The organism is Streptomyces sp. NPDC085866 (genome assembly GCF_044541035.1).
GTDB lineage: Bacteria > Actinomycetota > Actinomycetes > Streptomycetales > Streptomycetaceae > Streptomyces.
On sequence record NZ_JBITSQ010000022.1, the window covers coordinates 1 to 21,353 of the forward strand.

Consider the following 21,353-nt stretch of genomic DNA (forward strand, 5'->3'; position numbering starts at 1 on the left):
GCCGGCCAGATCACCGCCCTCACCGACCTTCCGGCCGCCGCGCGTTCCCCGCTCAGGCAGCTCCACGCGGCCCTCGCCGACGACGACCCCGCCGCCCTCATCCGCCCCCTCCACGCCACCCGCCCTCACTTGTCCCCCGCCCACCCCGACCTCGTAGCCCGACTCGACGCCCTTACGAACTCCGCCACGAACCCGGCGGCCCCCGACTGACTGGATTTCGCAGAGCGGCAGGCACTCGTAGGGATGCGCCCGGATGGGCAGGTCTTGCGGCGCGTGAGCCGCTTGGTCATCAGCGTGATCGAGGTCCGCGTGATCGAGAAGGAGTTGTGCGCGGGCAAGGTCGCGCGGGCGGTGTGGACGCATCCGGGCAGACTCAGCCAGCCGGAGCCGGAGCCGGAGCCGGAGCCGGAGCCGGAACGGAAGACTGGGCTGACGCCGTCGCAGGCTGACGCCGGCGTGGCGCGGCTCCAGGAGTGACTGCGGCGCTGGGGGCTTGGAGAGCTGAACGGGTCGGCTGGGTCAGGCGGCGGGCCCCCGCCCAACCCGCGCGGCGGACCTGCGCGCTGGACTCACGACAGCGCGAAGCGGATCGTCGGCTGGAAGTTCGACACCCCGAGAGTGTCCAGGAGAAGGTGGACGCAATCCACGACCTGGCCGCCGACGACCAGGTGGCCGCGCGGGTGGCCACCGACTTCCTGCGCCGCCCGGCGGTCGCCCCGAAGGCGATGGCCGACGACACTGCCAGGCATGCCGTGAACGAGGCGCAGTTCGACCAGTTCCGCCAGCAGGTCCAGTACGGGCAGGAGGAGGCCGCCCCGCAGCTGGACCAGCTGCGGCGCATGGAGCACAGCACCCAGCGCACCCAGTACATGGACCTGGTCGTGGCCTGCACGCAGTTCACCGTCACCGTCCGGCAGGATCGTTCCGAACCTGCGCGGCGAGCCCTACGACGACGCCGAGCGCGAGACGATCCTGCGGGGCCTTGCGCGGGTGCGGGCGTCGGCGGACTGGATCGAGAACGCGGTCACCGTGGCCAGGTCGACCTGGACGAGCAGCTTCAGAAGCTGCTGAAAGGGCTCGGGCGAGTAACGATGGGGCGGAGCGTTCCCGCTCACGTCCACGCCGAAGCGATCCTGTCCGCCTTCTTGGAGGCCCGTCCGGCCGGTCTGACGATCGTCCAGCTGATGGCGGCCACCGAGCGCACCTGCGCCAGGTCGCCGCCGCGAAGGGGCTCCCGCCGGTGACCTGGGACAAGACGTGGGGCTACCGGCAACGGCGCCATCATCCAGACCGGCACCGAGTCCTACCGCCTCGCTCACACCAAGGCCCAAGCCGAACAAGCCCAGGCCGGCTGACCGAGCGCCACACGTGAGGGGCCGCGTTTGGATCGCGGCACTCGCCGAGTCCTGCGGACCCCATCATCCCGGAGGCTGCGCCGAGAATGAACGCTGCCTGCGCATCATCAACCTCGTCCCACACCCGCCGGCTGTTCAGGCTCGGCGTCACGGCTTCCGGGGGGAGCACGTCGTTCAGGGCGCGATGTGGAATGTGAGTTCGGTGGTCGTGTCGTCCACGGTGTGCCCGTGCACGTAGCCGCGGCTTTCCGCGTAGCTCCCCGTGCCGCCGTTGATCGAGAGGTTGAAGTCGCGGGGCGGCGGGGCATAGGGAGCGAAGCCCTGGACCGTGATGTCACCGTCGCTGAGGGCGAAGGTGATGGAGCACTGCAGAGTGCCGGTGCTCGCTCCTGTCTCGAGGCGGACAATGGTGCAGCCTCCGCCGCCGGAGCCGACCCTCTGGTCGTCGCGGTAGAGGTCGTTGGCGAGTGTGAACCCGTTGCCCTGGGCATCGCCCGAGCCGTTCGGTGTGAACTGAGTGGTCTTCGCGACCAGTGATAGCACCTGCTCGTCCTGTTGGCCGTCAGCCACGGATGAGGCGGCAGCAGCTGAAGCCAGCGGGGCGGAGAACGCAACCGCACTCAAGGCTGCCACGGTACTCCGACCGAGCAATCCGAAATTACGCATGCCGAGACACTCCTAGCGGATCGAGGGTAATACGGCACTACCGGCCGTGTGACTTCCGCTTATCCGGTCAGAGTTGATCACGAAAAGATCGGTGTATCGACGAGCCTCACAGCGTCGTTCGGGTGGTATCGAGGCCTGATGTTCGCCCGACGAAGTACCCGTTGGATTCGTGCGGGCATGCGGTGCGGATGTATAGCGCCGCTGAGCCGAAGCCCGCGATCCCCCGCACGGCCGTGGACCGGTCCCAGATGCCTTTGACGGGATGCTCCGGCTCTCGTCATGACCAAGCGGGCGGCGCTGCAGCACTCGAGTGACACTAAAAGTCACTGACATTGTCAGGACCGTGGGTGAGTCGTTGGGCGAGGGCGCATGCTCGGCTGAGCCGAGCAAACAAAGTCGCGATCTTGGCAGAGCGGCCTGCTGGTGCGCTGTCGAGCCCTCGGGCGGCACGTCACCTGCACGGCCGCAGTCGCAGAGAACACCGGCGCCAGGACGGCGCATTCACGGCCGAGGTGGAGAGCTTGCGCCCCCATGGTGGGCGTCGTGACCATCGGATGCCGGCAGGCCGCTGGCGAGCGCGATCAGGGGTCGGCGCATGAAGCCGGCCTGGCCCGCCGAGGGGGAACGGGTCGTGCGGGGGAGGGCCCGGTCGGCGCCTGGGCGAGGCGACCGAGGGCGGTGTCGGCGCGCAGCATGCGGCCTGGTGATCGTGGCAGTAACGGCTCGGCAGCGTAGCGGGGCTGGATCGCCTGCAGGGTGCAACAGGGGTGTGGGGTTGTGGTGCCTGGCCAGGCCTTCGCTTTCCCCCATGGTGAAGGGCCCGGCCGCTCGTTCAGTGGGCGAGGGTGACGGTGATGGGCTGGTCGGCGCAGCGGGCGAGGCCTTCGGTGAGGGCGGTCTGCTCGCCTGGGTCAATGGCGAGCTGGTCGCGGGTTTTGCCGGCGACCCAGTCGGTCAGGCGCAGGCCCGGAAAGCCCGACACCCGCGCCCAGATCCTCGACGTCGCCCGTCGGCGGTTCCTCGAAGGCGGATACCAGGACGTCACCCTGCGCTCCATCGCCGCCGAGGCAGGCGTGGATCTGGCCCTGGTCAGCTACTACTTCGGCTCCAAGAAGGGTCTGCTCAGCGCGGCTCTCGCCCTGACCGTCAACCCCTCCGACATCCTCGGCCGCGCCGCTGAAGGCGACCCGGCCACCTTCCCCCAGCGCGCCCTGCACGCCCTGCTCTCGCTGTGGGAAGACACCGAAACCGGCGCACCCCTGCGCGCCCTCGTGGCCGGGGCCGCGCACGATGCCGCCTTCGCCGACCTGGTCAGGGAGATGACGGAGAAGGAACTGATCGACAAGATCGCATCCCGGACCGGCGGCAGGGACGCCCGCAAACGCGCCGCAGCGTTCTGCGCCCAGATCGCCGGCCTGATCGTGACCCGCTACATCCTCCGCCTCGAACCGATCGCCTCCATGGCACCTGATGAAATAACCCGGATCTACAGCCCCCCGCTACGCCTGGCCCTCGGGGCAGCCCCGCCGAGCCAGGCTTCGCGCTGCGGCTAGCTGGTTCGCCCTCCCAGGAGCGGGGCGGCCACCGAGGTCCGGTCACTCATCGACCAGGCATCACCGTCGTCCTCGGTCGTCTCACCAACAAGATCCCGGATCTCTTGGCTGTCGCCCGCCCGCAACTTCCTCGCCACCCTCGCCAGCTGACCGCAGCCCCTACACGCCAGGCCCGGCGGGAGTTGTGACAGCTCCCACCGGTACCGGGTGCTGCCTACAATCCCAGCCGCCGGGTCGTCGGTGGCTGTGGCTGCGGTCCGCAGCGGTCGGCGTCCCTTCTCCTCGAGCTGGGCGAGCTCGCGTTCGTAGGCCACGGTGATCTCCCTGTAGTAGTTGACCACCGAGCTGCAGTTGGTTCCGGACGTCCCCCTGCCGATGTCAGGTCACGCTGTAGGGCAGTCGGAGGGCCGACTGGTTACCGGTGGCGAGGGTGCTGGTGGCGTTGCCCAGGGCGTTCCAGATTTTCGCCTGGACGGTTCCGTCCTTCAGGTCGCACAGCGTGCCGCTTTGTGAGGCCAGTCCGGCCTTGTCGGTGTAGTGCTCCCAACCGGTCACCGGGTCAGTGGCGAAGTAGCGGTAGGTCTCCGCACGGTCCCACTTTCCGTCCCCGGTGCAGTCGTAGGACACCTGGATCTGGACCGCGTCGCCGACTGCCTCCTTCGCGTCGACCGCCAGGTCGAACTGCGTCGCCCCGCCCTGGTACTTCATGTCGAGCCCGGACGCGGTGAACGTCACCGGCCGGTAGGGATCGCCGTCATGGTTCGTGCCGTCCGCCGACGTCAGCGTGACACTGCCCGCGGTCCCGGCCGTTCCCGTCAGTCCTCCGTCATCGTGCAGGTACAGCGTCGGCGAGGAACCACCGCCGGTGGGCGAGGGAGTGGGAGTAGGGCTGGGACCCGTGCCGCCGGGTGCGCTGCCGCCGCTCCAGGTGTGGGCGCCGGCGGTGACCGTCCTTCCGGCGGGTACCTGCACGGTGGTTCCGTCGGAGAAGTGCACGGTGGTGTCGGTGGCGGTGGTGTTGGCGGCGACGTAGGTGCGTTCGCCGTTGTTGACGAACACCGCGGTCAGCGGGCTGTCGGCGGTGGCGGTGGTGTCGACGGTGCCGAGGGCGGCGAGGTTGCGGATCCAGTGGAAGGTGTGGGCCTTGCTTTCGCCTTCCTCTGAGGTGAAGGAGTTGTTGGCGCGGAAGTCGGCGAGGGCGGCGTCGCCGTCGCCTAGGGCGAGGTACTCGTACCAGATGTCGGGCCAGATGCCGGGCTGGGTCTTGCCCCCTTGGCTGAGCATCTCCTGGTAGTTGGCCTTGACGTAGGCGGGGTCGTCGCCCAGGTAGAGGTGTCCGCCGGTTACGGGGAGCAGGTTGATGCCCTGGATCTGTTCGGGGGCGCTGGAGAACCAGGTGGAGTAGGCGCCTCCGTTGCTCCAGACCATGCCGACCTCCTTGTGCGGGAAGTCGCCGGGGTAGATCTGGTGGTGGGCGTCGAACCAGTAGTCCGCGATCGCTGCGGCCTGGGTGGTGTACATGTAGATCCCGGCGTCCCGGACGGCCTTGTTCCCGGTGGCAGTGCCCCACTGGATGAGCGCGTTGTCGAAGTTCATGCCCTCGGAGGAGGACTCCTGGTTGTTGCCCGCGGCGAACGAGCCGTGGCCGGAGGCCCAGTCGTGGCCGGCGTAGATGTCGAAGTCCCGCAGGTAGGGGAAGCGCTTGTCGGCGCGGTCGTAGTTGTTGGCGTCCCGGATGAGCAGGTCGACCATGCCGCCGTAGTGGCTGACGTCGGCCCAGGTGGGGTCGAACCTGGCGAGGGTCGCTGCGGCGGCGATGTAGTAGCCGTAGTGGAAGTGATGGTCGTTCAGTTCCTGATCGGACCCGTAGGAGGCCGGATAGCCGATCAGGGCGCCCCAGTTGCGGTCGTAGTAGAACAGGTGGCCCGTCTCGCCGGGGGATGCGGTGAACCAGTCCGTGAGTTTGGACTTGATCGCGGACAGGGCGGCGTCGCGCACGTCGGTGTTGCCGGTCTGGTCGGCGATCTCCGCCAGTCGTGCGGCGCGCCCGAGGCCCTTTCCGGTCCAGTAGGTGTCGTCGCTCTGCTGGCGGGTCGGGTCGGCCTTCTCCTCGTTGAGGTAGTCCTGCAGTGTCGTGGCGTCGGCGCCGGAACTGTCGGCGACGGCTGGTATCTCAGGCAGCACCCCGTGGAAGACCATCGACGTCGTGAAGGACGTGATGCCGGTGAGCACCTTCAGCGGGCCGCGTGAGGAGATGTACGTCTGCGGCAGCGGGCTGCCATCGGCCAGGTGGCGCCACTGATGGGGCAGCAGGGCCGCGACCGTGCCGGTCGCCGACCCCTCGAGGACGGTGGTGGTGAACCGGTACGTGGTCGTGACGGTGCTGTCCGCCTCGTCGTACCGGTAGGACACCGCCGTCCCGTTCACCTCGTCGTAGGCGTACTTGGCGTACTCGGCCGCGAGTCCGGCACGTTCGGACGCCGAGGTGGACGGCGTGGTCGGCAGCACTGCGACCGAGAAGTAGTCCTTGCCGGCGAGTGAGGAGGTGAAGGTGGAGCCATTGACGGTCCAGGTCGCCCCGGTCGGCGCGAAGGCGACGTAGTCGTGCCCGTTGACCGTGTACCCGAGCGTGGGGCCGGAGTTGGACCACACGTCGACCACTGCGTCGGAGACGGCCTTGACCTGCGCGTCGCCGCCCGCGGCCCGGAAGTAGGCGAACGGCAGGCCGGAGCCGATGGTCGCCCGCAGGGTGTGCGTGCCGTCGCTGAGGTAGGGGCTGACGGTCCAGTCGCTCCAGTCATCGACCTTCACCTCGGGAGCGGTCAGCCCCGAGACGCCGGCGACGAAGTCCTCCGCGTAGTTGAAGTGGTACTCGCCCACGCCCTTGCCGCTTCCCGAGATCGTCGGCTTGGTGCTGTAGGAGACCCCGAGCCCTCCCGACTGTGCCTTGAAGCCCAGTGGCTGCGCGTACATCGGCTCCCCGTAGGCGCAGTTGGTGCGCTTCCACAGGACCGACGACCACCAGTCGTTGGTAGGCACCGCGCCTGACGGGGCGTTCGCCGTCACCCAGTGCCGCGGATTGGTGGACAGGTCCCCGCATCCCGACGGCAGCGGACCGGGCGCCGTGGTGGTGTAACTGCCCTGCCCCACCGTGTCGGCGCCGGCCGTCCGCGGCGTGAACACCGCCAAGGCTGCCCCGAGAAGTGCAGCCACGGCCACAAGCACTGCCGTACGCCGCCCGTGTGTGGGCCACCAGACGGATGTGCCGCCTTTGCCGGTCACCGGGACGGCCGGACCTCCGCCTGACGGCGGGCGCCCATCCGCCACACTGATCAGCTGATCGGTTTCTCTTAACATTGCGGCTCTCCCAGACGTGGGTTGTCACGCGCGACGGCACGCAACGTGGACAGGACTCGTGCACCTTGCGTGATCAGTGCACGCAAGGGGTTCGCCCGGTGCCCTTCCTGGGCAAGGGGCGAGAACGGAAATACCTTGCGATGACAGATTGAGAGCGCTCTCAAGTCGGGGAGGCTAAGAGCGACTGAGTGGGGAGTCAATACTCTGCGCCATCATGCGATGCCGAGCGGCGACAGGATGGCAGACCGCTGGCCCAGGTACTCATGGGCAACTGCGGGCGCCTCCAGCCGCTCGTCCACTCATGACCTGATGGCCACACCAGCCTGCCCGTCACCACCGCCTGCCTCGCCCGCATCGAACCCGCACAAGACGGCGGCTGGACGCTGCGCTGGACCATCGAACACCCCGGCCAGTCCCTCACTCTCCATCGACGTCAGCCAGCACCTGATGGAGCACCACCACCGGCTGCTGCGCGAGCTCGGCGCCACCGACGCCGCCCACCTTCGCGGCATGATCCCCGGCCAGAAGGTACTGGTCGCCGGGGTGCGCGCCTCCACCCAGACCCCGCCGATCCCGTCCGGAAAACGGGTCATCTTCTGCACACTGGAGGACGGCTCGGACCTGGTCGACGTCGCGTTCTTCGAAGACAGCCATGACGCCTGCGCGCACACCGTGTTTCACAGCGGGCTCCTCCTGGTGCGCGGCACCGTCGAAGCCCGCGGCCCGCGCCGTACCGTCGTCGGCGAGATGGCATGGGACCTCGAAGAGCTCGCCGCCCACGGGGGTGTGGGCCGAGCCCTCCCAGTTGGCGTACAGGCTGCGCATGGACGGGTCGACGAAGATGATCCGGGGGTAGTTGCGGTGCTTCTCCGGGAGCTGGGAGAAATCGGTGACCAGCGCGGCGGCCGGGGTGTTCCAGGCGAGGACGTCCCCGCGGCGGCCCTGCACGATGGCCGGGTTCGTGGTCAGGTCGTCCAGCACTCGCTGCAGCTGCGGCTGGACATTCTGCCGGCCGCGCCGCCGGGTGCGGGTGGTGGTCTTGTCGGCGAGCTGGAAGAGGTAGCCGCGTTCGTCGTCGAGGTGGAGCACCCGGGCGACAGCAAACGGAGAGCGAGAGACCAACAGATTGCCAATCTTCCGCCGACTCTTTCTACGAGAACGGACAGCGCCTCCTGGCGGGAGGGAGGGGCAGGCAGAAGACGGAGCGGATCGACCTCTTCACACGCTTCGACAGCAGCCCGAAGAGCCTTCCAGACCAACCCGCAGGTCTGCGAGGATCCCTCGGTGACCAGCACTGACGACGCCACCCGCAGGACGCTCGTCCGCCGCGGCCTTGCCCTGGAGTACGCCACCCTCAGCTGGAACGTGATCGGCACCGTGGTGCTCGCCGTCGCCGCCATCACGGCGAGATCCGTGGCCCTGGCCGGGTTCGGTCTGGACTCCCTGATCGAGATCGGCGCCTCCACCGTGGTGATCTGGGAACTGTCCGGTACCGGCGAGGACCGCCAGCGCCGTGCGCTGAAGCTGATCGGCGTCGGCTTCGCACTGCTGGCGGTATACCTTCTGGTTCAGTCCACCTGGGTACTGTCCACCGACGCCCGGCCCCACCACTCGCCACTGGGCATCGGCTGGACCGTGGTGACAGCCTTGGTGATGTTCGCGCTCGCCGCCGGCAAGGCACGTACCGGCAGCGCGCTGGACAACCCTGTGCTCAAGACCGAGGGCCGGGTCACCCTGATCGACGGCCTGCTGGCCGCCGCCGTGCTGATCGGCCTCCTGCTGAACTCCTTCGCCGGCCTGTGGTGGGCCGACCCGGCCGCAGGGTACGTGCTGGTCTACTACGGGCTGCGCGAGGTCAAGGAGATCTTCTTCGGCACGCACTGAGCGCCGGAATCGACCAGCAGGCCTGGTCAACACGGTCGAGTACCGCGTACCTCGAAAACGTGCCGGCTACCAGCTGTGCGCACTGACCTGGCGCCTGCGAACGTCCCGTTGTGCGGCAAGAGCGAGTAGGCCCCGGGTCGGCGAATGCGCTGTCCGGCTCGCGCTCACCGCGTGGCTCTGTGCTGCTCCGCGCGAGTTCGGGTCAGTCTCAGTCTGCAGCGACGGGCTCGGGCAGAACGGCAGGGGCTCACCCAGGTGCCGCGCAGGAAGCGCGATGCCGGCTGCAGGGTCCTAGCGTCGTAGTTCGGTTGGGTGTGCGGGACGCCCAACGAGTTGATCACCCTTGCCGGTGGAGGTCGATGACGGGAAATGGGGCGGCTGGCTGGTAATCGTCGGACCTTGTCAGGAACCGATTCCGAAGCGGACGGACTGCAAGGCCAGGCGTTGGCCGACGAAGTCTGAGCTCCTCTGGCCGATCGCCTGCGCGCTGGCTCTCCGGTTGCCGTTGGGTCGTGCTCAGCGCTTTCTGGAAGAGCGGGTGGAACGGCCCGCTCTTCCAGGAGGAGCGCACCATGGAGCAACCGGTAAGTCGGCCAACGATCAGCGCTGAGCAGTTCAGCCGAGTGTGTGACGAGATCAGGAACACGGCGGCGCCCGAGAAGGACGCGCAGTCCATTCGGGACTGCGCTCTGCGCATCGTGCAGACCCTGGGACTGGCGCTGTCCACGGACGACCTGAGCAGACTCCTCGCCGAACTCATGGCGCCTGGGGCGGCCCCACCCCCGCGGAGCCCTCACTACACCCGAGAGGCCATCATGGACATGCCTGACGAACAGCCGGGAGAAGATGAAGGTCCGGTCAGGTAGAGCGGCCGTCACGCTGACTGCATCCTCGGCTCGCCGGAGGGCGCTTGGTCCCCACCGCCCAATCCTCGATGCCAAGCAATCAACGTTCGCTGACACAGGACAGCAAGGTCGGGAGGCAGGTCGGTCACGCCTCCAGGTCGCACCAAAATTCGAACGAGAGATCTAATCGAAGCATGCACGCGTCGACCACCTCACCGACATCCAGTAGCTCATGCTCCGCTGCATCCGCGAGCACATCGCCGAGCAGGGAGAGGCACCCACCTAGGACCAGATCGGCGCCGCGGTCGGCACGTCAGCCGCGCCTCCGACCACTACCAGATCGGTGAGCGGGCGACGAAGCACGCGATCGTCCACGAGCCCGGCCGGCGCCGAGGGATCCGGCTCGCACGACCAGCCCCGGCCGCTACCACCTGCTGCTCACCTCCCGGGGTCGGCTGGTGTGGGCGCGACGCGGTGGCGCGCGACAAGTTCCGGCGCCGGATCGCGTAAACCCTTCGTCGCGCACGTTGATGACACCCCAGGACGCCCCGCGAACGAGCGAGTTGCAGGCGGGGGCGTCCTGCTGTTCGTCGCAGGTCAGGAGTTGGCCAGGCCGCGGACGCCGTCCGTGCTCGTGCTGAGTGCGAGGAACTCCTGCAGCGCCCGGCGCCGGAACGCCCGAGCCCCCGTCGTCGAGATCGGTGGCGAGGTGGGCGTGGGTGAGGTCGGCGACCCAGTCGGCCACCTCGTGGCGGTTCTCCAGCGCGTCCAGGGCTTCACGCAGCCGCAGCCGTTCGGTGCCCTCGGCAGCTCGGTGGGCATGGTGCAGGGCGTCCTTGATACAGACGGTCCCGATGTGAAGGAAGTCCCGGTACTCCTGCCCGCCGACCCGGAGCCGTTTGGCGACCTGGTCGATGGTGAGCGCGCCCCGGCTGCGTTCGGCGAGGGCAGCAACCAGATACTCCTCCTCCGCCCGGCGTTCGGCCTTGAGGCGGGCGGAGTCCTCCGCGTACGGGCCGGGTGGTGGTCGGTCAGGCACCGGCCTTCCTGCGTCCAGTCGTGCGGCCAGGTGTCGGGGTAGCGCGGTCCTCAGGTCTCGGCGAAGGCGTAACGGCCGCCCGGTGCCGACCTGCAGCAGCGTCGCGGCGACACCGGCCGGGGTGCGGCCGCCGGTCAACCAGGCGAGCGACGTCCACCCGCGGTCCTCGTTCCATTCCTTCAGTTCGTAGTGCGGCGGGTGCTTCTCGTTGGGGAACCAGGTGGGTTCGGGCGTGGGCGCGGGGGAGTGCGGGCGCCCGGGCGGCCAGGTGTCGAACGGCAGCTGCGGCGCCTTCGGCCGGCCGGGGTCGGCGTCGGCTCGGTGGACCCGGTTTGGCAGCGTGGACCGGTCGGTGGTGAGGTGCTCCCAGACTTCGGCCCGCAGGTCTCCGCTGTTCCCTCCGGGCGGACGCTCGGTGGTGTGCAGCCGGTGGGAGCCGAGGGCATCGGCGAGTTCGCGGGCCTTGTCGAGGTCGGTGCACCAGGCCGTGGTCCACCAGCGCGGCGCGCCGCCCCAGTGGTCTTCGCCCACGATCCCGTCGGGGACGGTGTAGACGCGGACCTCGTAGGAGAGATCGCGGCTCGGGTACATCGGGTCGAGGCCGTCGGGGAAGTTGCCGGGCTGCTCCACCGACCAGCCGTTGTTCACGAACAGCCTGAACGGCGCGTCGCTGGACTGCCATACGACCGGCCACAGTGCGGCGACCTTCACCCGCCCGCCCGCCCGCCGGCCGTGCGGTGCGGGCACCCGCGTGCCCTTCTCCACGGCGCGCATGGCCGAGGGGCCTTCGCGGATGACGTCGCCGTCGGCGGCGGGCTCGGCCACCCCCCCCAGCACTCCCCGGTGTTGCGTCCGGCGGTAGTCGGCCGACGGGCGTCCTCGGACCAGATCGCCCGCACCGGTACGAGGCCTTGCTCGGCGACGACGGCGGACAGCGCGTCGACCGGATCTGCTGCCATCCGTACCGGACCGCGTCCGCCGGTGCGGCTGACGGTGCTGCCGCCTTCCGCAGGCGCCAGCACGCGTCGGTGTACGAGATGCCCTCTCGAGCCGCGAGCGCACGGGCGGCCTTCTTGAACTGCTTGTCGCCGGCCACGGAATTCCCCTTCAGGCGGCGGAGATCCCACGCATCCCCACCGTGCGGGCGTCGTGACCACGGACGGGCAGATGCGGCACGTGAGTCGGAGACCCTCTGTCCTCGGTCGCCAGCCCCGCGCGGGCGGGAGCTGGCTCGGAGTCAGGCCGACGTGTGGCAGCCGGACTCCACGGTAGCGGGAACCACTGACGGCGCTCTTGGGAAACGACAACGGAGCGGGTCATGGTTGGTGTTGTGCGAGGTGGCGTTGGAGGTCGAGGTGGCGGAACTGGTAGACGGCTCCAGCTTGGCGTAGTACGCCTCGTTGCTCGTGGGCGTCGGCCAGGAAGCTCATGAAGCGCCAGGGCACACGCCCCGCTGCCGCCAGTGCTGTTCGCGCCACCAGGAACCGCATCCACACCGACCGGGCGAGTCCGAGCATGAAGCCGAGCGGGAGTCCGAGCACGAACCCGTCAAGCGCAGCTGTGAGCAAGAACAGGAACCCCTCCCGTGACCAGACTGACATCCCAATCGGCCCTGCGACCCCATACGCGGTTGCCATCCCATCCGCGATTGCGCCCAGGGTCCCCACCGCCATCGTGATGACCCAAAACGTGCGCCGATCCCGACGCAGGACCGTGCCGGGTCCCACTGCCTTGTCCAGGTCAGGGTGTACCGACCTGACTCCGCCCATGTGCGCGAACAGCAGCCCGACGAGGAGTCCGGCCACGACCCCGTGCCCCCACCCGGTCGCGGGCTCCACCGTGACGACGGCAATAAGTCCGAACACCAGCCCGAAAGGGAGTCCGACGGTGAGCCAGGATTTGCCTCTCCAGCTCCAGCGGATCCCAGAACTTGGGTTTCTGTCTCTTACGGACCAGGCGATGACCACGGCCACCACTGCACACGTGAACCCGATAACGCCCCCACCCTCAAGCCCGGACGGGAGCCCGGCTTGCAGCCAGGCCAGGAGACTGGCTGGTAGTCCGGCCATGAGCCCGACAGTGAGCCCTGCCGCAAGTGCCTGTTGGGGCAGAGCGCGGGGGAGTTGCCACCAGGCGAGGTTGGGGGTGCCGTGGATGCTGTGTTCGAGGTGGCGGGCGAGGAAGGCGAGGGTGCGCTGGGCGTGTTGGGCGTTCCACGGAGTGGGCCGGTCGGGGTGGGGTCGGTAGGTGGCGGGGATGAAGGCGGTGAACAGGTGGGTGTCGATGTCCTGGCGGGTGGGGAAGCGGGTCTGGTCGAGGAGTTCGTCGGGGTCGGACAGGTCGGGTAGGTCGGAGAGGTGTTCGTCGGGGCGGGGGTTGTAGATGGTGCGGGCCAGGAACAGTCCGAGCGGGGTGCTCAGAGCCTGAGCGACAGGCGTGTCGGTGGCCAGTGCAGCGGTTACGCGGGTCCAGCGGTTTGCGGCCTTGGTGGCGGAGCCTCCGGCGTCGCGTTCCAGGTAGGCGGCCGCTTTCGCGGGATCCAGCGGGAGGAGGCGGATGCCGGCGGCTCCGTTGAGGAGCACGGTCGCCCCTTCTGGTGTGGTCAGGGCGCTTCGGTACTCGGTGGTGCGGCTGGAGAGCACCAGCGGCTGCCGGGCCGGCAGTACCTGGTTGATGGCGTGCAAGGCCCGGGCCCGCAGTCTTTCGGGGAGTTCGTCCAGGCCGTCGAGGATGGGCAGGACCAGCCGATGGGCAAGCAGGGCGCGCGCCTGGGTGCAGGTGCCGGCCTGCGGGGGGTTTGCGGGGATGAGGGCGCGTAGAGCGGGGTGGTCTTGGGCGAGTTCGTCGGCCATCCACGTGTACAGGTCCTGCCGGGCCGGGTCCCAGGAAGCCAGGGGAAAGAGGACCGGGACGGGGCCTCCGGGCGGGCGGTGCTCGAGCAGGGCCAGCAGCAGGCGGATCAGCAGCATGGTCTTGCCCGCACCGGGCTCGCCGAGGACCACCAGACGGCGGGTGGGGACGTGCTCGAAGACCTCGGCGAGCTTTCCCCCCTCGCCGGCCAGACCCCTGGGGCTGACAGCCCACGCAGAGTCGGCTTCGGGGGACTGGCCAGGCCAGTCCTCGGCCAGCTCCTTCAGCTGCGTCCAGGATTCGACGAGGTCCGCGTCGGCTGCCTCCCATGCGACCGGCAGCGGGAAAGGGTCGTTCAGGCGGCGTAGCCGGGCCTCGGCCTCCCACTGCTGGCGTACTGCTTGGGCGAGCTGGTCGGCCACGTCCCCCAGATGGGTGGGCGCCAGTGCGGTCTTGCCGGAGCGGAGCACGGCGACTACTGCGGCGGGCAGCGCGAGCAGGGCGGTGAACGCGGAGACCACGGCGACCAGATAGTCGACCTTGTGGCCGCGTGTGTACCACGCCAGGAACGCCCCAACCAGGACGACGTAGAGCAGTCCGACCTGCTTCGGTACACGTCTCACACAGTGATCATGCGGGACCCTGCACGGTGTTCCCGGGATTTGAGCTCGCTGCCAGGGCGGCGCCGAAGCACATCGCCTGCGAAGACGGCGATCCAACCCTGACTGTCCGCCACGTGACGCTGCGCCAGGCCTCCGCCCTGCGGACGAATCGCGATGTGCGCCCCCGCTGCTTGCCGTCACCGCGCCGCAGATGCCCCGGCCAGTGCAGCTGGGGCGCCCGGCCGACCAGGACGATACTGTCCGAGCGGTGATCAATCGCGTCTCGCGCTACGCGTGAGACACCAGCGCACGCCGACGGGGCCGCTTGAACACTCGATAGCCGGACAGTCTCATGGAGGTCGCTCCAGCCGTGTGGACCGAACTGGTCACTGCCCTGCCTGGTCCGGCGGTCTTCCAGCCGTCGACCCCAGAGGCATCGCTGCTCAGCTGCACCACCGCGCTCGGGCATCCGCTGCCTGTGGACCTTGCCGCTCTCCACTGTCTTCCTCACCGCCACACTTGGCCTCGCCGGCACCTTCGGCGTCGCCTACGTGGGATACCACGGCACCCGGCGCCAGACCGCCGACCAGGCCAGCATCGAGCACGGGCAGTGGCTGCGCGGCCGGCGCCAGGAGGGGTACACCGCACTGTTTCCCGCCTGGGACGCGGCTGGCAAAGAGTTGCGGGACTTCCAGTGGGGGTGGGAGGAACTGCTGGGACACCGTCTCGCCACCCAGCGTCCCAGCGGACTCGTCATGCGCACCAGCGATCCCGGCACTTCCGACCGCGTCTACGGATGGCGCGTGAGCGGACGGCGCCTGGAACCCCTCACCGCGGGCGAGGTCTTCGACGCCTACTGCACCGAGACCGAGTCCGGCGACACCGTCTCGCCCGATTCCAAGACTGATTGCTGCGCCCCGCCCGACCTCGCCGAGCACCGCTCGGCACCCGTTCGCTGCCACTGATCCTGTTCGCAGCGCCGGGGGACCCGCCCCACTCAAGGGTGCCCTTCCGGCAGTACATGCGCACACGGTCCGGTCCTCGGCCCGATCGAGCCGGCCGTGTCCGGTACCCCCATCTGTCGCCAGCGTCCTGCGGGTCGCTCCCCGCCGCCGGACCGTCCATGCACCCCAGCCCCACCCACTGAACCGGAGATGCCCATGCTGTTCGCTGAACCCGCCCGCCCGCACGACGACGCCAAGGATCCTCCTGAGTGGGCATGGCGCTTCGGGTATTTCGAACTCCTTTTCACGCACAGCCTGATGACACTCACCCTCTCTCGTGGCCCCAAGTACTCGATCCACGGCCCCAAGTACTCTTGCCGCACCTGCCACGGCAGCGGGTATCTGCCGAGGCCGAAGGACGCCGCCGCAGAGCACGCATCCGGTAAGCCGCCGATCTGCCCGACATGCCCCACCCGGCGCGTTCTGATTGACCACCTGCCTATCTGGCCGGTCCGCACCATCGACCGCCTCTACGCCTGGCGCAACAGGCGCCGCCGCACCTCGCACAGGTCCGATCCCTGGGACACCGCGAGCGAACATTCCGCCACGGCTAGGTCGACGAACCGCCCTTCTGAACAAGCCACCCGTCAGCCACGGCACCTGGCGCCCTTGGGGCGCCGGGCCGGAGGCTGCCGCCTGCGAGCTCCCTCGGGGCCCGCCGCTGCCGTACTCCGGCCCGGGCGGGCCCCGTTGTGTGCCTCCGCCCAGCCAGCAAGGAAGCCAGGGTTGCGGCGCTAGGACGAGGAGATCAACCAGTGCCACCGTGAGCGCCTGGCCTACGCCGAGATGTTCCCGAACGGACCTCCGAGGCCGGCCGGGGAGTGAAAGCCTGCCCGACCCGCCACGCCGCCCCACGCAACAGCTGTGGGCAGCAGGAGAATTGGTCGCCTTGGCAGCCGCGGCTAGGGTCGGAGCACGATCTTGCCGTGGGTGTGCTGCTGTTCCAGCTCGCGGAAGGCGTCTCGCACCTGTTCCAGCGGGTAGGTGCGGGCGATCGGTACCTCCAGTTGCCCACGCGCGGCAAGCCGGGCCAGCTCGCCGAGCACGACCGCACACGCCGCCGCGCCTTCTCCGTAGGTCCGCGCGCCGACCTTGGCCGCGGCCTGCCAGTCGCGGATCGTGTTGATTCGCTCGGGCCGCACGCCCAGCTCCACTGCCAGTGCCACGTAGCCGTCGCCGAAGGTGTCGATGAACGCGTCGACCCTGCCGCCGGACGCCTGACGGATCCGCTCGGCCACACCTGGCCCGTACTCGACCGGGAGGACGCCGCGATCCTTCAACCAGGCGTGGTTCCGCTCGCTCGCCAGCCCGATCACCGTGGCGCCGCGTTGCCGCACGAGCTGCACGGCAAGCGACCCGACTCCGCCCGCCGCGCCGGAGACGACGACCGTGTCGTCCGGGCCGGGGTCCACCGCGAACACGGTGGCATAGGCGGTCGTGCCGGCCACGTACAGCGCCCCGGCCACCTCCCAGGCCAACCCCGCCGGACGGGAGACCAGATTCACGTCGTCGACCACGACGAACTGCGCATGGCTGGCCCGCCGGTGAGTGAAGCCCAAAACCTCATCGCCCACCGCAAACCCCCGGACGTGCGGGCCGGTCTCCACCACGACGCCAGCCAGATCGCTGCCCTGCCCAGAGGGAAACGTCGCCGGCCAGCGTTCGTGCAGCGCGCCCGTGCGGATGTGCGCCTCGCCGGGCTGGATCCCGGCCGCGCGGACCTCGACCAGCACCTGCCCGGGACCGGGCACCGGCCGCTCCACCTCCTCCACCCGCAGCACATCGATCCCGCCGTACTCGTGAAACCGCACCGCCTGCATCGCGTGATCACCGCACCTTCTCGTTCGGACAAGGTTTGGACGGCCTCGCGGCAGAGGCGCCGACGTCGACCGTGCCACCGCGTTCAAAGATCAAGCGCGGATCCGTATTCCCAAGAGCACGACCCACGGCGATGCCGTCCGCGCCCAGGACTCACCTGTGGCCTGACTCGCACCGTGCAACTCGGGCCCCGGAACATCGACGGAGAGTGACGGCGGAGGTGGCAGAACATGGGGAATTCTCAATCACGGCGGCGGCGGACCACAGCTGTCATGGTGCTCACTGTCATGCCGACGCGGCATTGCTGCAGTCCTCCGTAGGCCCACAGCCCGGGGTTGCGGTGATGGATACCGCGAGGGCCAAGGCAGGTAGCCGCGGACACCGGCAATGCCACGGCCGGCGAAGGCGCCCCGCGCCTTGTCCTTCCAGCACCGGTCCGAGGCCGACCAGTTGCGGGCGGCGGTCGAGAGTGGAGGTACCGCGGTGCTCACCGAGGTGCTGACCGGACCGGTGGGGTCGTGAACTCCTGCTGACCGGAGCCTACGACGATTCGGCCAGGCCGCTGCGGTGGGCGAAGACGACAAGCTGGGCGCGGTCGCGTGCGCCGACCTTGACCATGGAGCGGTTCACGTGGGTCTTGACGGTGGCGGGGCTGAGCACGAGCTGGGCGGCGATCTCGTCGTTGGACAGGCCGGTCGCCACGAGCGCGGTGATCTGCCGTTCCCGCTCGGTCAGCGCCTCCAGTCCGTGGCGGGCGGCCTCGTCAAGGGGCTGCGGCGTGGCGGGGGTGCTGAGGAAGCGGCTGATGAGGGTTCTGGTCGCGGCGGGGGACAGCAGGGCGTCGCCGCGGCTGACCGTGCGGATGGCCTGCAGCAGCTCCTCCGCGTCGGCACTCTTGCCCAGGAAGCCGCTGGCCCCGGCACGCAGCGCCTCAAATACGTACTCGTCGATCTCGAAGGTGGTCAGGATCAGGACCTTCACCCCGGCGAGGTCCTCGTCACCGGTGATCAGACGGGTCGCCGCGAGGCCGTCCAGGACCGGCATGCGGATGTCCATCAGCACCAGGTCCGCCTGCGCGGCTTTGGCCAGGCGCACTGCCTCGCGTCCGTCGCCGGCCTCGCCCACCACCTCCAGGTCCGGCGCCGGCTCGATCAGGGCCTTGAAACCGGTGCGCACCAGGGGCTGGTCGTCAGCGATGACTACGCGGATGGTCACGGGGCGAGCTCCGGGGAGAGGTCGAGGGGCTGGTAGGGCAGGTCCGCGGCCACGTGGAAGGCCCCGTCCGGGCGTGGTCCAGCGGTGAAGCGGCCGCCGAGGGCGAGGACCCGTTCCCGCATGCCGACGATGCCGTGCCGACGGGGTGGGACAGCGCCCGAGGCGTGGGCATGCCCGCCCGCGCTGCGCTGACCTCCCGGGTCGTCGACGATGATGCGCAACTCGTGCCGGTCGTAGCTCAGCGTCAGGCGTGCCTGCCGTCGGCTGGAGTGCTTGTAGACGTTGGTCAGTGACTCCTGGATCACGCGGTACGCCGTGAGATCGGCCGCGGGTGCCAGGGACACCACCTTCCCGTCGACGTGGCAGTCGATGTGCAGGCCGGAGGCGCGCAGTGAGGCGAGGAGCTCGTCGAGTCCGTCCAGTCCGGGTGCGGGGATCGCGGTGGGGGCAATGGGGTCTCCGGGCTGGCGCAGCAGACTGACCGTGTCGCGCAATTCTCCCAGGGCCTTGCGGCTGGCGGACTTCACATGCGAGAGCGCCTCGCTTGCCGCAGCCACGTCGCTGTCGAGCGCCTGCCCGGCGACGTTGGACTGCACGCTGATGAGGGCGAGTTGGTGTCCGACGGCGTCGTGCAGGTCGCGGGCGATGCGCAGCCGTTCCTCGGCGATCCGGCGCCGTGTGTCCCGCTCGCGCTCGCGTTCCGCGCGCGCGGCTCGCTGCTCGACCTCGGCGAGGTAGGCGCGGCGGTTGCGGGAGGAGTCGCCGGCCGCGATCGCCAGGCCGCCGAGCGCGATGAACGCCAGGTTCTGCGGTCCCAGCAGCGCCGGCTTGTGCACTGCGTGGATGAGGGCGAGCGCGGCCACCGCCGAGGCGCCGAGAACCAGGCCGCGCCGACGTTCGACCAGGTCGGCCACTGTGTAGAGGGCGGTCAACGGGGCAAGCAGGACCAGCACCCCGCCGGTGCCGCCGCTCTGGGCGAGGAACAGCTCCGCGGCCGCCGCGCTGACTGCCAGGGTCGCCAGCGGGCGACGGCGCCGTCCGGCCAGTACCCCACAGGCGAGCGCGGCGGCGACGAGCGCGACGGTGCGGCTGCCGCCGACGCTGTCGGAATGCCCGGCGAAGGCGGTCAGCGCTGTGGCGGTGAAAACAGCCAGGGCGATGGCCACGTCCGCCAGATGCGCATGGCGGCGAGCGGCGCGACGCAGATGGCCGATGGCGTTCATGCCTTCACGATAGGCAGGCGCAGCGGGAACGCCGTCGGCCGTGTGCCGTACCAGCGCATACCGCGGGTGCGGTATACGCCCGTGCGAGCACCACGTGCGCTGTAGCCGGGGTTGCCGTGGCAGGGCGACGACAGGCGGTGGCCAGGCCGGGAGGGTGGTTGCGGCGCCCGGTGCCGGGCGCCGACGGCGGACTCGTCGATGTCACGGAAACGGAGAACCCTGATGTACCCGACCCATGCGCCGGTCCCTTCCTGGAGGACACGATGAACGGCGGCATCACGATCGACGGCTTGACCAAGCGGTACGGCGCGGTGACCGCGGTCGATTCGCTGACCTTCGACGTGGAGCCCGGGGTGGTGACCGGGTTCCTCGGCCCGAACGGGGCCGGCAAGACCACCACGCTGCGCGTGCTGCTCGGCCTGGTGACTCCCACTGCGGGCCGGGCCTTGATCGACGGCCGTCGCTATGTCGACCTCAGGGACCCGAGACGGGTCGTCGGCGCCGTACTGGAGGCGACCGGCTTCCACCCAGGTCGACGCGGCCTCGATCACCTCCGGATCCTCGCCCAGGCCGGCGGCATCCCGCGCTCACGCGTCGCGGAGGTGTTGGAGCGGGTCGGCCTGGCCGACGCGGCGCACCGGCGGGTGAGTGGCTACTCGCTCGGCATGCGCCAGCGGCTGGGCCTGGCCTCCGCCCTGCTCGGCGACCCGAAGGTGCTCATCCTGGACGAGCCCGCCAACGGGCTGGACCCGGCCGGCATGGCCGACCTGCGGGACCTGTTGCGCGACCTGGCCGGCGAAGGACGAACGGTCTTGATGTCCAGCCACGTACTGAGCGAGGTGGCGCAGACCGTTGACCGTGTGGTCATCGTCGCCGGTGGCACGCTGCGCTACGCGGGTCCGCTGAGCGAGCTGACCGGCGCGAAGGGGGAGACGCTCGAGGCCGCGTTCCTCCGGCTCACGTCCGCCCCCGACACCGACCCCATGACCGGCGCTGCCACGGCATCCGCCCGTTACTGAGCGCGAGGAATGAACGACATGCACACTCTGATCGGCACCGAGCTGCTGAAACTGCGCACCGTCCGCAGCCCGTGGCTGCTCCTGGCCGCATCGCCCCTGCTGGTGACCGCCGGTGTCAGCGGTCTGGTGGTCTCCGACGACAAGCCGCTCGATACGGCCACGCAGAGCGGCGCTCTCGCGCACGTCGGCCTGACTTCGATTTTCACTCTGGTCTTCGGCATCCTCGCGGTCGCCGGGGAGTACCGGCACAAGACGATCACCGACACGTATCTGAGCACTCCCGCACGCGGGCGCGTCATCGGCGCGAAGCTCGTGGTCTACGCGGTCTGCGCCGCGGTGTCCGGAGTGGTGAGCAGCCTCGTCGGCCTCGGCGTCGCTGCCGCCTGGTGGGCGGATAAGGCCATTTCCTTCGCGTGGACCGACTCGCACATGTGGGCCACGATCGGCGGCGGCATCGCCTGGAACGCGGCCTTCGCCGCCATAGGCGTGGGAGTCGGCGCCCTCATCCGCAGCCTCGTCGGCGCGATCGCCGTCGCCCTGGCCTGGGTCGCCCTGGTCGAAGGCACCGTCGGCCAACTGATCGGCAACCTTGCCCGCTGGCTGCCGTTCAACGCCGGCCAGGCACTCGGCGCCGGGGCCAATGCCATGACGTCCGGAAGCCTGCTGCCACGCTCGGGCGGCGGCGCCGTCCTCGCCGGCTACACGCTCTTCTTCGCGGTGCTCGCAGTCACCACGTCCATGCGCCGCGACGTCTCCTGACCCCTTCCCGCTCGCCAAGCCCCGGTGCACCGGGGCGACCGTCCGTCGCTGACGAGGCCGGTCGCGGTCTCGCGGTTCCGTTCGGGCGGGTGATGTGGCCGTTCCGGTCGGCACACGGGCGCCGATCCGTTCAGGCGTCGCGACCTTAGTCAACTGCTCATCCA

Annotated in this window: 15 protein-coding genes and 4 pseudogenes; 10 read left to right on the plus strand and 9 right to left on the minus strand. The window is 69.6% G+C overall.

Annotated features, from left to right (window positions below; all coding sequences use genetic code 11):
- The 4 genes and pseudogenes from ACIF83_RS39930 to ACIF83_RS39945 form a co-directional block, all read left to right on the plus strand.
- A pseudogene (locus ACIF83_RS39930) lies at nucleotides 1–210 on the plus strand (type III effector protein); the annotation flags it as partial.
- 63 nt (nucleotides 211–273) lie between these two features.
- On the plus strand, nucleotides 274–477 hold the full coding sequence (locus ACIF83_RS39935) for a hypothetical protein (RefSeq protein WP_399734731.1): 204 nt from the start codon (nucleotides 274–276) through the stop codon (nucleotides 475–477).
- Nucleotides 474–848 (plus strand): annotated as a pseudogene (locus ACIF83_RS39940) (DUF6192 family protein); the annotation flags it as partial. The gene ACIF83_RS39935 and the pseudogene ACIF83_RS39940, both read left to right, overlap by 4 nt.
- A 121-nt stretch (nucleotides 849–969) precedes the next feature.
- Nucleotides 970–1,071, plus strand: coding sequence for a hypothetical protein (locus tag ACIF83_RS39945; protein ID WP_399734926.1), 102 nt, complete (start codon nucleotides 970–972; stop codon nucleotides 1,069–1,071).
- A 458-nt stretch (nucleotides 1,072–1,529) separates the two neighbouring features.
- On the opposite strand, the gene ACIF83_RS39950 is transcribed toward ACIF83_RS39945, so the two are convergent.
- Nucleotides 1,530–2,021 carry a hypothetical protein gene (locus ACIF83_RS39950; protein ID WP_393483764.1) on the minus strand — a complete coding sequence of 164 codons (492 nt, stop codon included), beginning with the start codon at nucleotides 2,019–2,021 and terminating at the stop codon, nucleotides 1,530–1,532.
- Nucleotides 2,022–2,935: 914 nt separating this feature from the next.
- Between ACIF83_RS39950 and ACIF83_RS39955 the strand changes: the two genes are divergently transcribed.
- Nucleotides 2,936–3,574, plus strand: coding sequence for a TetR family transcriptional regulator (locus ACIF83_RS39955; RefSeq protein ID WP_399734734.1), 639 nt, complete (start codon nucleotides 2,936–2,938; stop codon nucleotides 3,572–3,574).
- On the opposite strand, the gene ACIF83_RS39960 is transcribed toward ACIF83_RS39955, so the two are convergent.
- Together ACIF83_RS39960 and ACIF83_RS39965 are read right to left on the minus strand one after the other, a co-directional pair.
- Complete coding sequence (locus tag ACIF83_RS39960) at nucleotides 3,571–3,915, minus strand: hypothetical protein (protein ID WP_399734737.1); 345 nt, start codon at nucleotides 3,913–3,915, stop codon at nucleotides 3,571–3,573. The genes ACIF83_RS39955 and ACIF83_RS39960 overlap by 4 nt on opposite strands.
- A 37-nt stretch (nucleotides 3,916–3,952) precedes the next feature.
- Nucleotides 3,953–6,787, minus strand: coding sequence for a glycosyl hydrolase (locus ACIF83_RS39965; RefSeq protein WP_399734740.1), 2,835 nt, complete (start codon nucleotides 6,785–6,787; stop codon nucleotides 3,953–3,955).
- 564 nt (nucleotides 6,788–7,351) lie between these two features.
- Between ACIF83_RS39965 and ACIF83_RS39970 the strand changes: the two are divergent.
- Nucleotides 7,352–7,708 (plus strand): annotated as a pseudogene (locus ACIF83_RS39970) (DNA polymerase III subunit alpha); the annotation flags it as partial.
- Here ACIF83_RS39970 and ACIF83_RS39975 read toward each other — a convergent pair.
- Nucleotides 7,709–8,029: pseudogene (locus tag ACIF83_RS39975) on the minus strand (transcriptional regulator); the annotation flags it as partial.
- A gap of 186 nt (nucleotides 8,030–8,215) precedes the next feature.
- On the opposite strand from ACIF83_RS39975, the gene ACIF83_RS39980 reads away from it, so the two are divergent.
- A complete protein-coding gene (locus tag ACIF83_RS39980) occupies nucleotides 8,216–8,815 on the plus strand; it encodes a cation transporter (RefSeq protein WP_398141723.1) in 600 nt (199 codons plus the stop codon).
- Nucleotides 8,816–10,084: 1,269 nt separating this feature from the next.
- Here ACIF83_RS39980 and ACIF83_RS39985 read toward each other — a convergent pair.
- Nucleotides 10,085–11,524 (minus strand): hypothetical protein, encoded by a 1,440-nt coding sequence (locus ACIF83_RS39985; protein WP_399734743.1) that lies wholly within the window; start codon nucleotides 11,522–11,524, stop codon nucleotides 10,085–10,087.
- Nucleotides 11,525–12,015: 491 nt separating this feature from the next.
- Complete coding sequence (locus ACIF83_RS39990; RefSeq protein WP_399734746.1) at nucleotides 12,016–14,172, minus strand: NACHT domain-containing protein; 2,157 nt, start codon at nucleotides 14,170–14,172, stop codon at nucleotides 12,016–12,018.
- A gap of 464 nt (nucleotides 14,173–14,636) precedes the next feature.
- Here ACIF83_RS39990 and ACIF83_RS39995 point away from each other — a divergent pair, with 464 nt between their 5' ends.
- Complete coding sequence (locus tag ACIF83_RS39995; protein ID WP_393483745.1) at nucleotides 14,637–15,116, plus strand: hypothetical protein; 480 nt, start codon at nucleotides 14,637–14,639, stop codon at nucleotides 15,114–15,116.
- Between the two features lie 941 nt (nucleotides 15,117–16,057).
- Here ACIF83_RS39995 and ACIF83_RS40000 read toward each other — a convergent pair.
- The 3 genes from ACIF83_RS40000 to ACIF83_RS40010 form a co-directional block, all read right to left on the minus strand.
- A complete protein-coding gene (locus ACIF83_RS40000; protein WP_399734750.1) occupies nucleotides 16,058–16,975 on the minus strand; it encodes an NADP-dependent oxidoreductase in 918 nt (305 codons plus the stop codon).
- A 538-nt stretch (nucleotides 16,976–17,513) separates the two neighbouring features.
- The gene (locus tag ACIF83_RS40005; protein ID WP_393483739.1) at nucleotides 17,514–18,188 is read right to left on the minus strand and encodes a response regulator; all 675 of its coding nucleotides are present in this window, start codon (nucleotides 18,186–18,188) and stop codon (nucleotides 17,514–17,516) included.
- Nucleotides 18,185–19,411 (minus strand): sensor histidine kinase, encoded by a 1,227-nt coding sequence (locus tag ACIF83_RS40010; RefSeq protein WP_399734753.1) that lies wholly within the window; start codon nucleotides 19,409–19,411, stop codon nucleotides 18,185–18,187. The genes ACIF83_RS40005 and ACIF83_RS40010 overlap by 4 nt, the downstream gene beginning before the upstream one ends.
- 263 nt (nucleotides 19,412–19,674) lie before the next feature.
- Here ACIF83_RS40010 and ACIF83_RS40015 point away from each other — a divergent pair, with 263 nt between their 5' ends.
- Together ACIF83_RS40015 and ACIF83_RS40020 are read left to right on the plus strand one after the other, a co-directional pair.
- Complete coding sequence (locus tag ACIF83_RS40015) at nucleotides 19,675–20,430, plus strand: ABC transporter ATP-binding protein (protein WP_399734756.1); 756 nt, start codon at nucleotides 19,675–19,677, stop codon at nucleotides 20,428–20,430.
- A gap of 18 nt (nucleotides 20,431–20,448) precedes the next feature.
- Nucleotides 20,449–21,189 (plus strand): ABC transporter permease subunit, encoded by a 741-nt coding sequence (locus ACIF83_RS40020; protein ID WP_399734759.1) that lies wholly within the window; start codon nucleotides 20,449–20,451, stop codon nucleotides 21,187–21,189.
- Nucleotides 21,190–21,353: the final 164 nt, after the last annotated feature.

Coding starts and splice junctions, on each gene's coding strand:
- ACIF83_RS39950 (WP_393483764.1), bottom strand. CDS start 2,021: ATGCGTAATTTCGGATTGCTCGGTCGGAGTACCGTGGCAGCCTTGAGT.
- ACIF83_RS39955 (WP_399734734.1), top strand. CDS start 2,936: ATGGCGAGCTGGTCGCGGGTTTTGCCGGCGACCCAGTCGGTCAGGCGC.
- ACIF83_RS40000 (WP_399734750.1), bottom strand. CDS start 16,975: ATGCAGGCGGTGCGGTTTCACGAGTACGGCGGGATCGATGTGCTGCGG.
- ACIF83_RS40010 (WP_399734753.1), bottom strand. CDS start 19,411: ATGAACGCCATCGGCCATCTGCGTCGCGCCGCTCGCCGCCATGCGCAT.
- ACIF83_RS40015 (WP_399734756.1), top strand. CDS start 19,675: ATGAACGGCGGCATCACGATCGACGGCTTGACCAAGCGGTACGGCGCG.
- ACIF83_RS40020 (WP_399734759.1), top strand. CDS start 20,449: ATGCACACTCTGATCGGCACCGAGCTGCTGAAACTGCGCACCGTCCGC.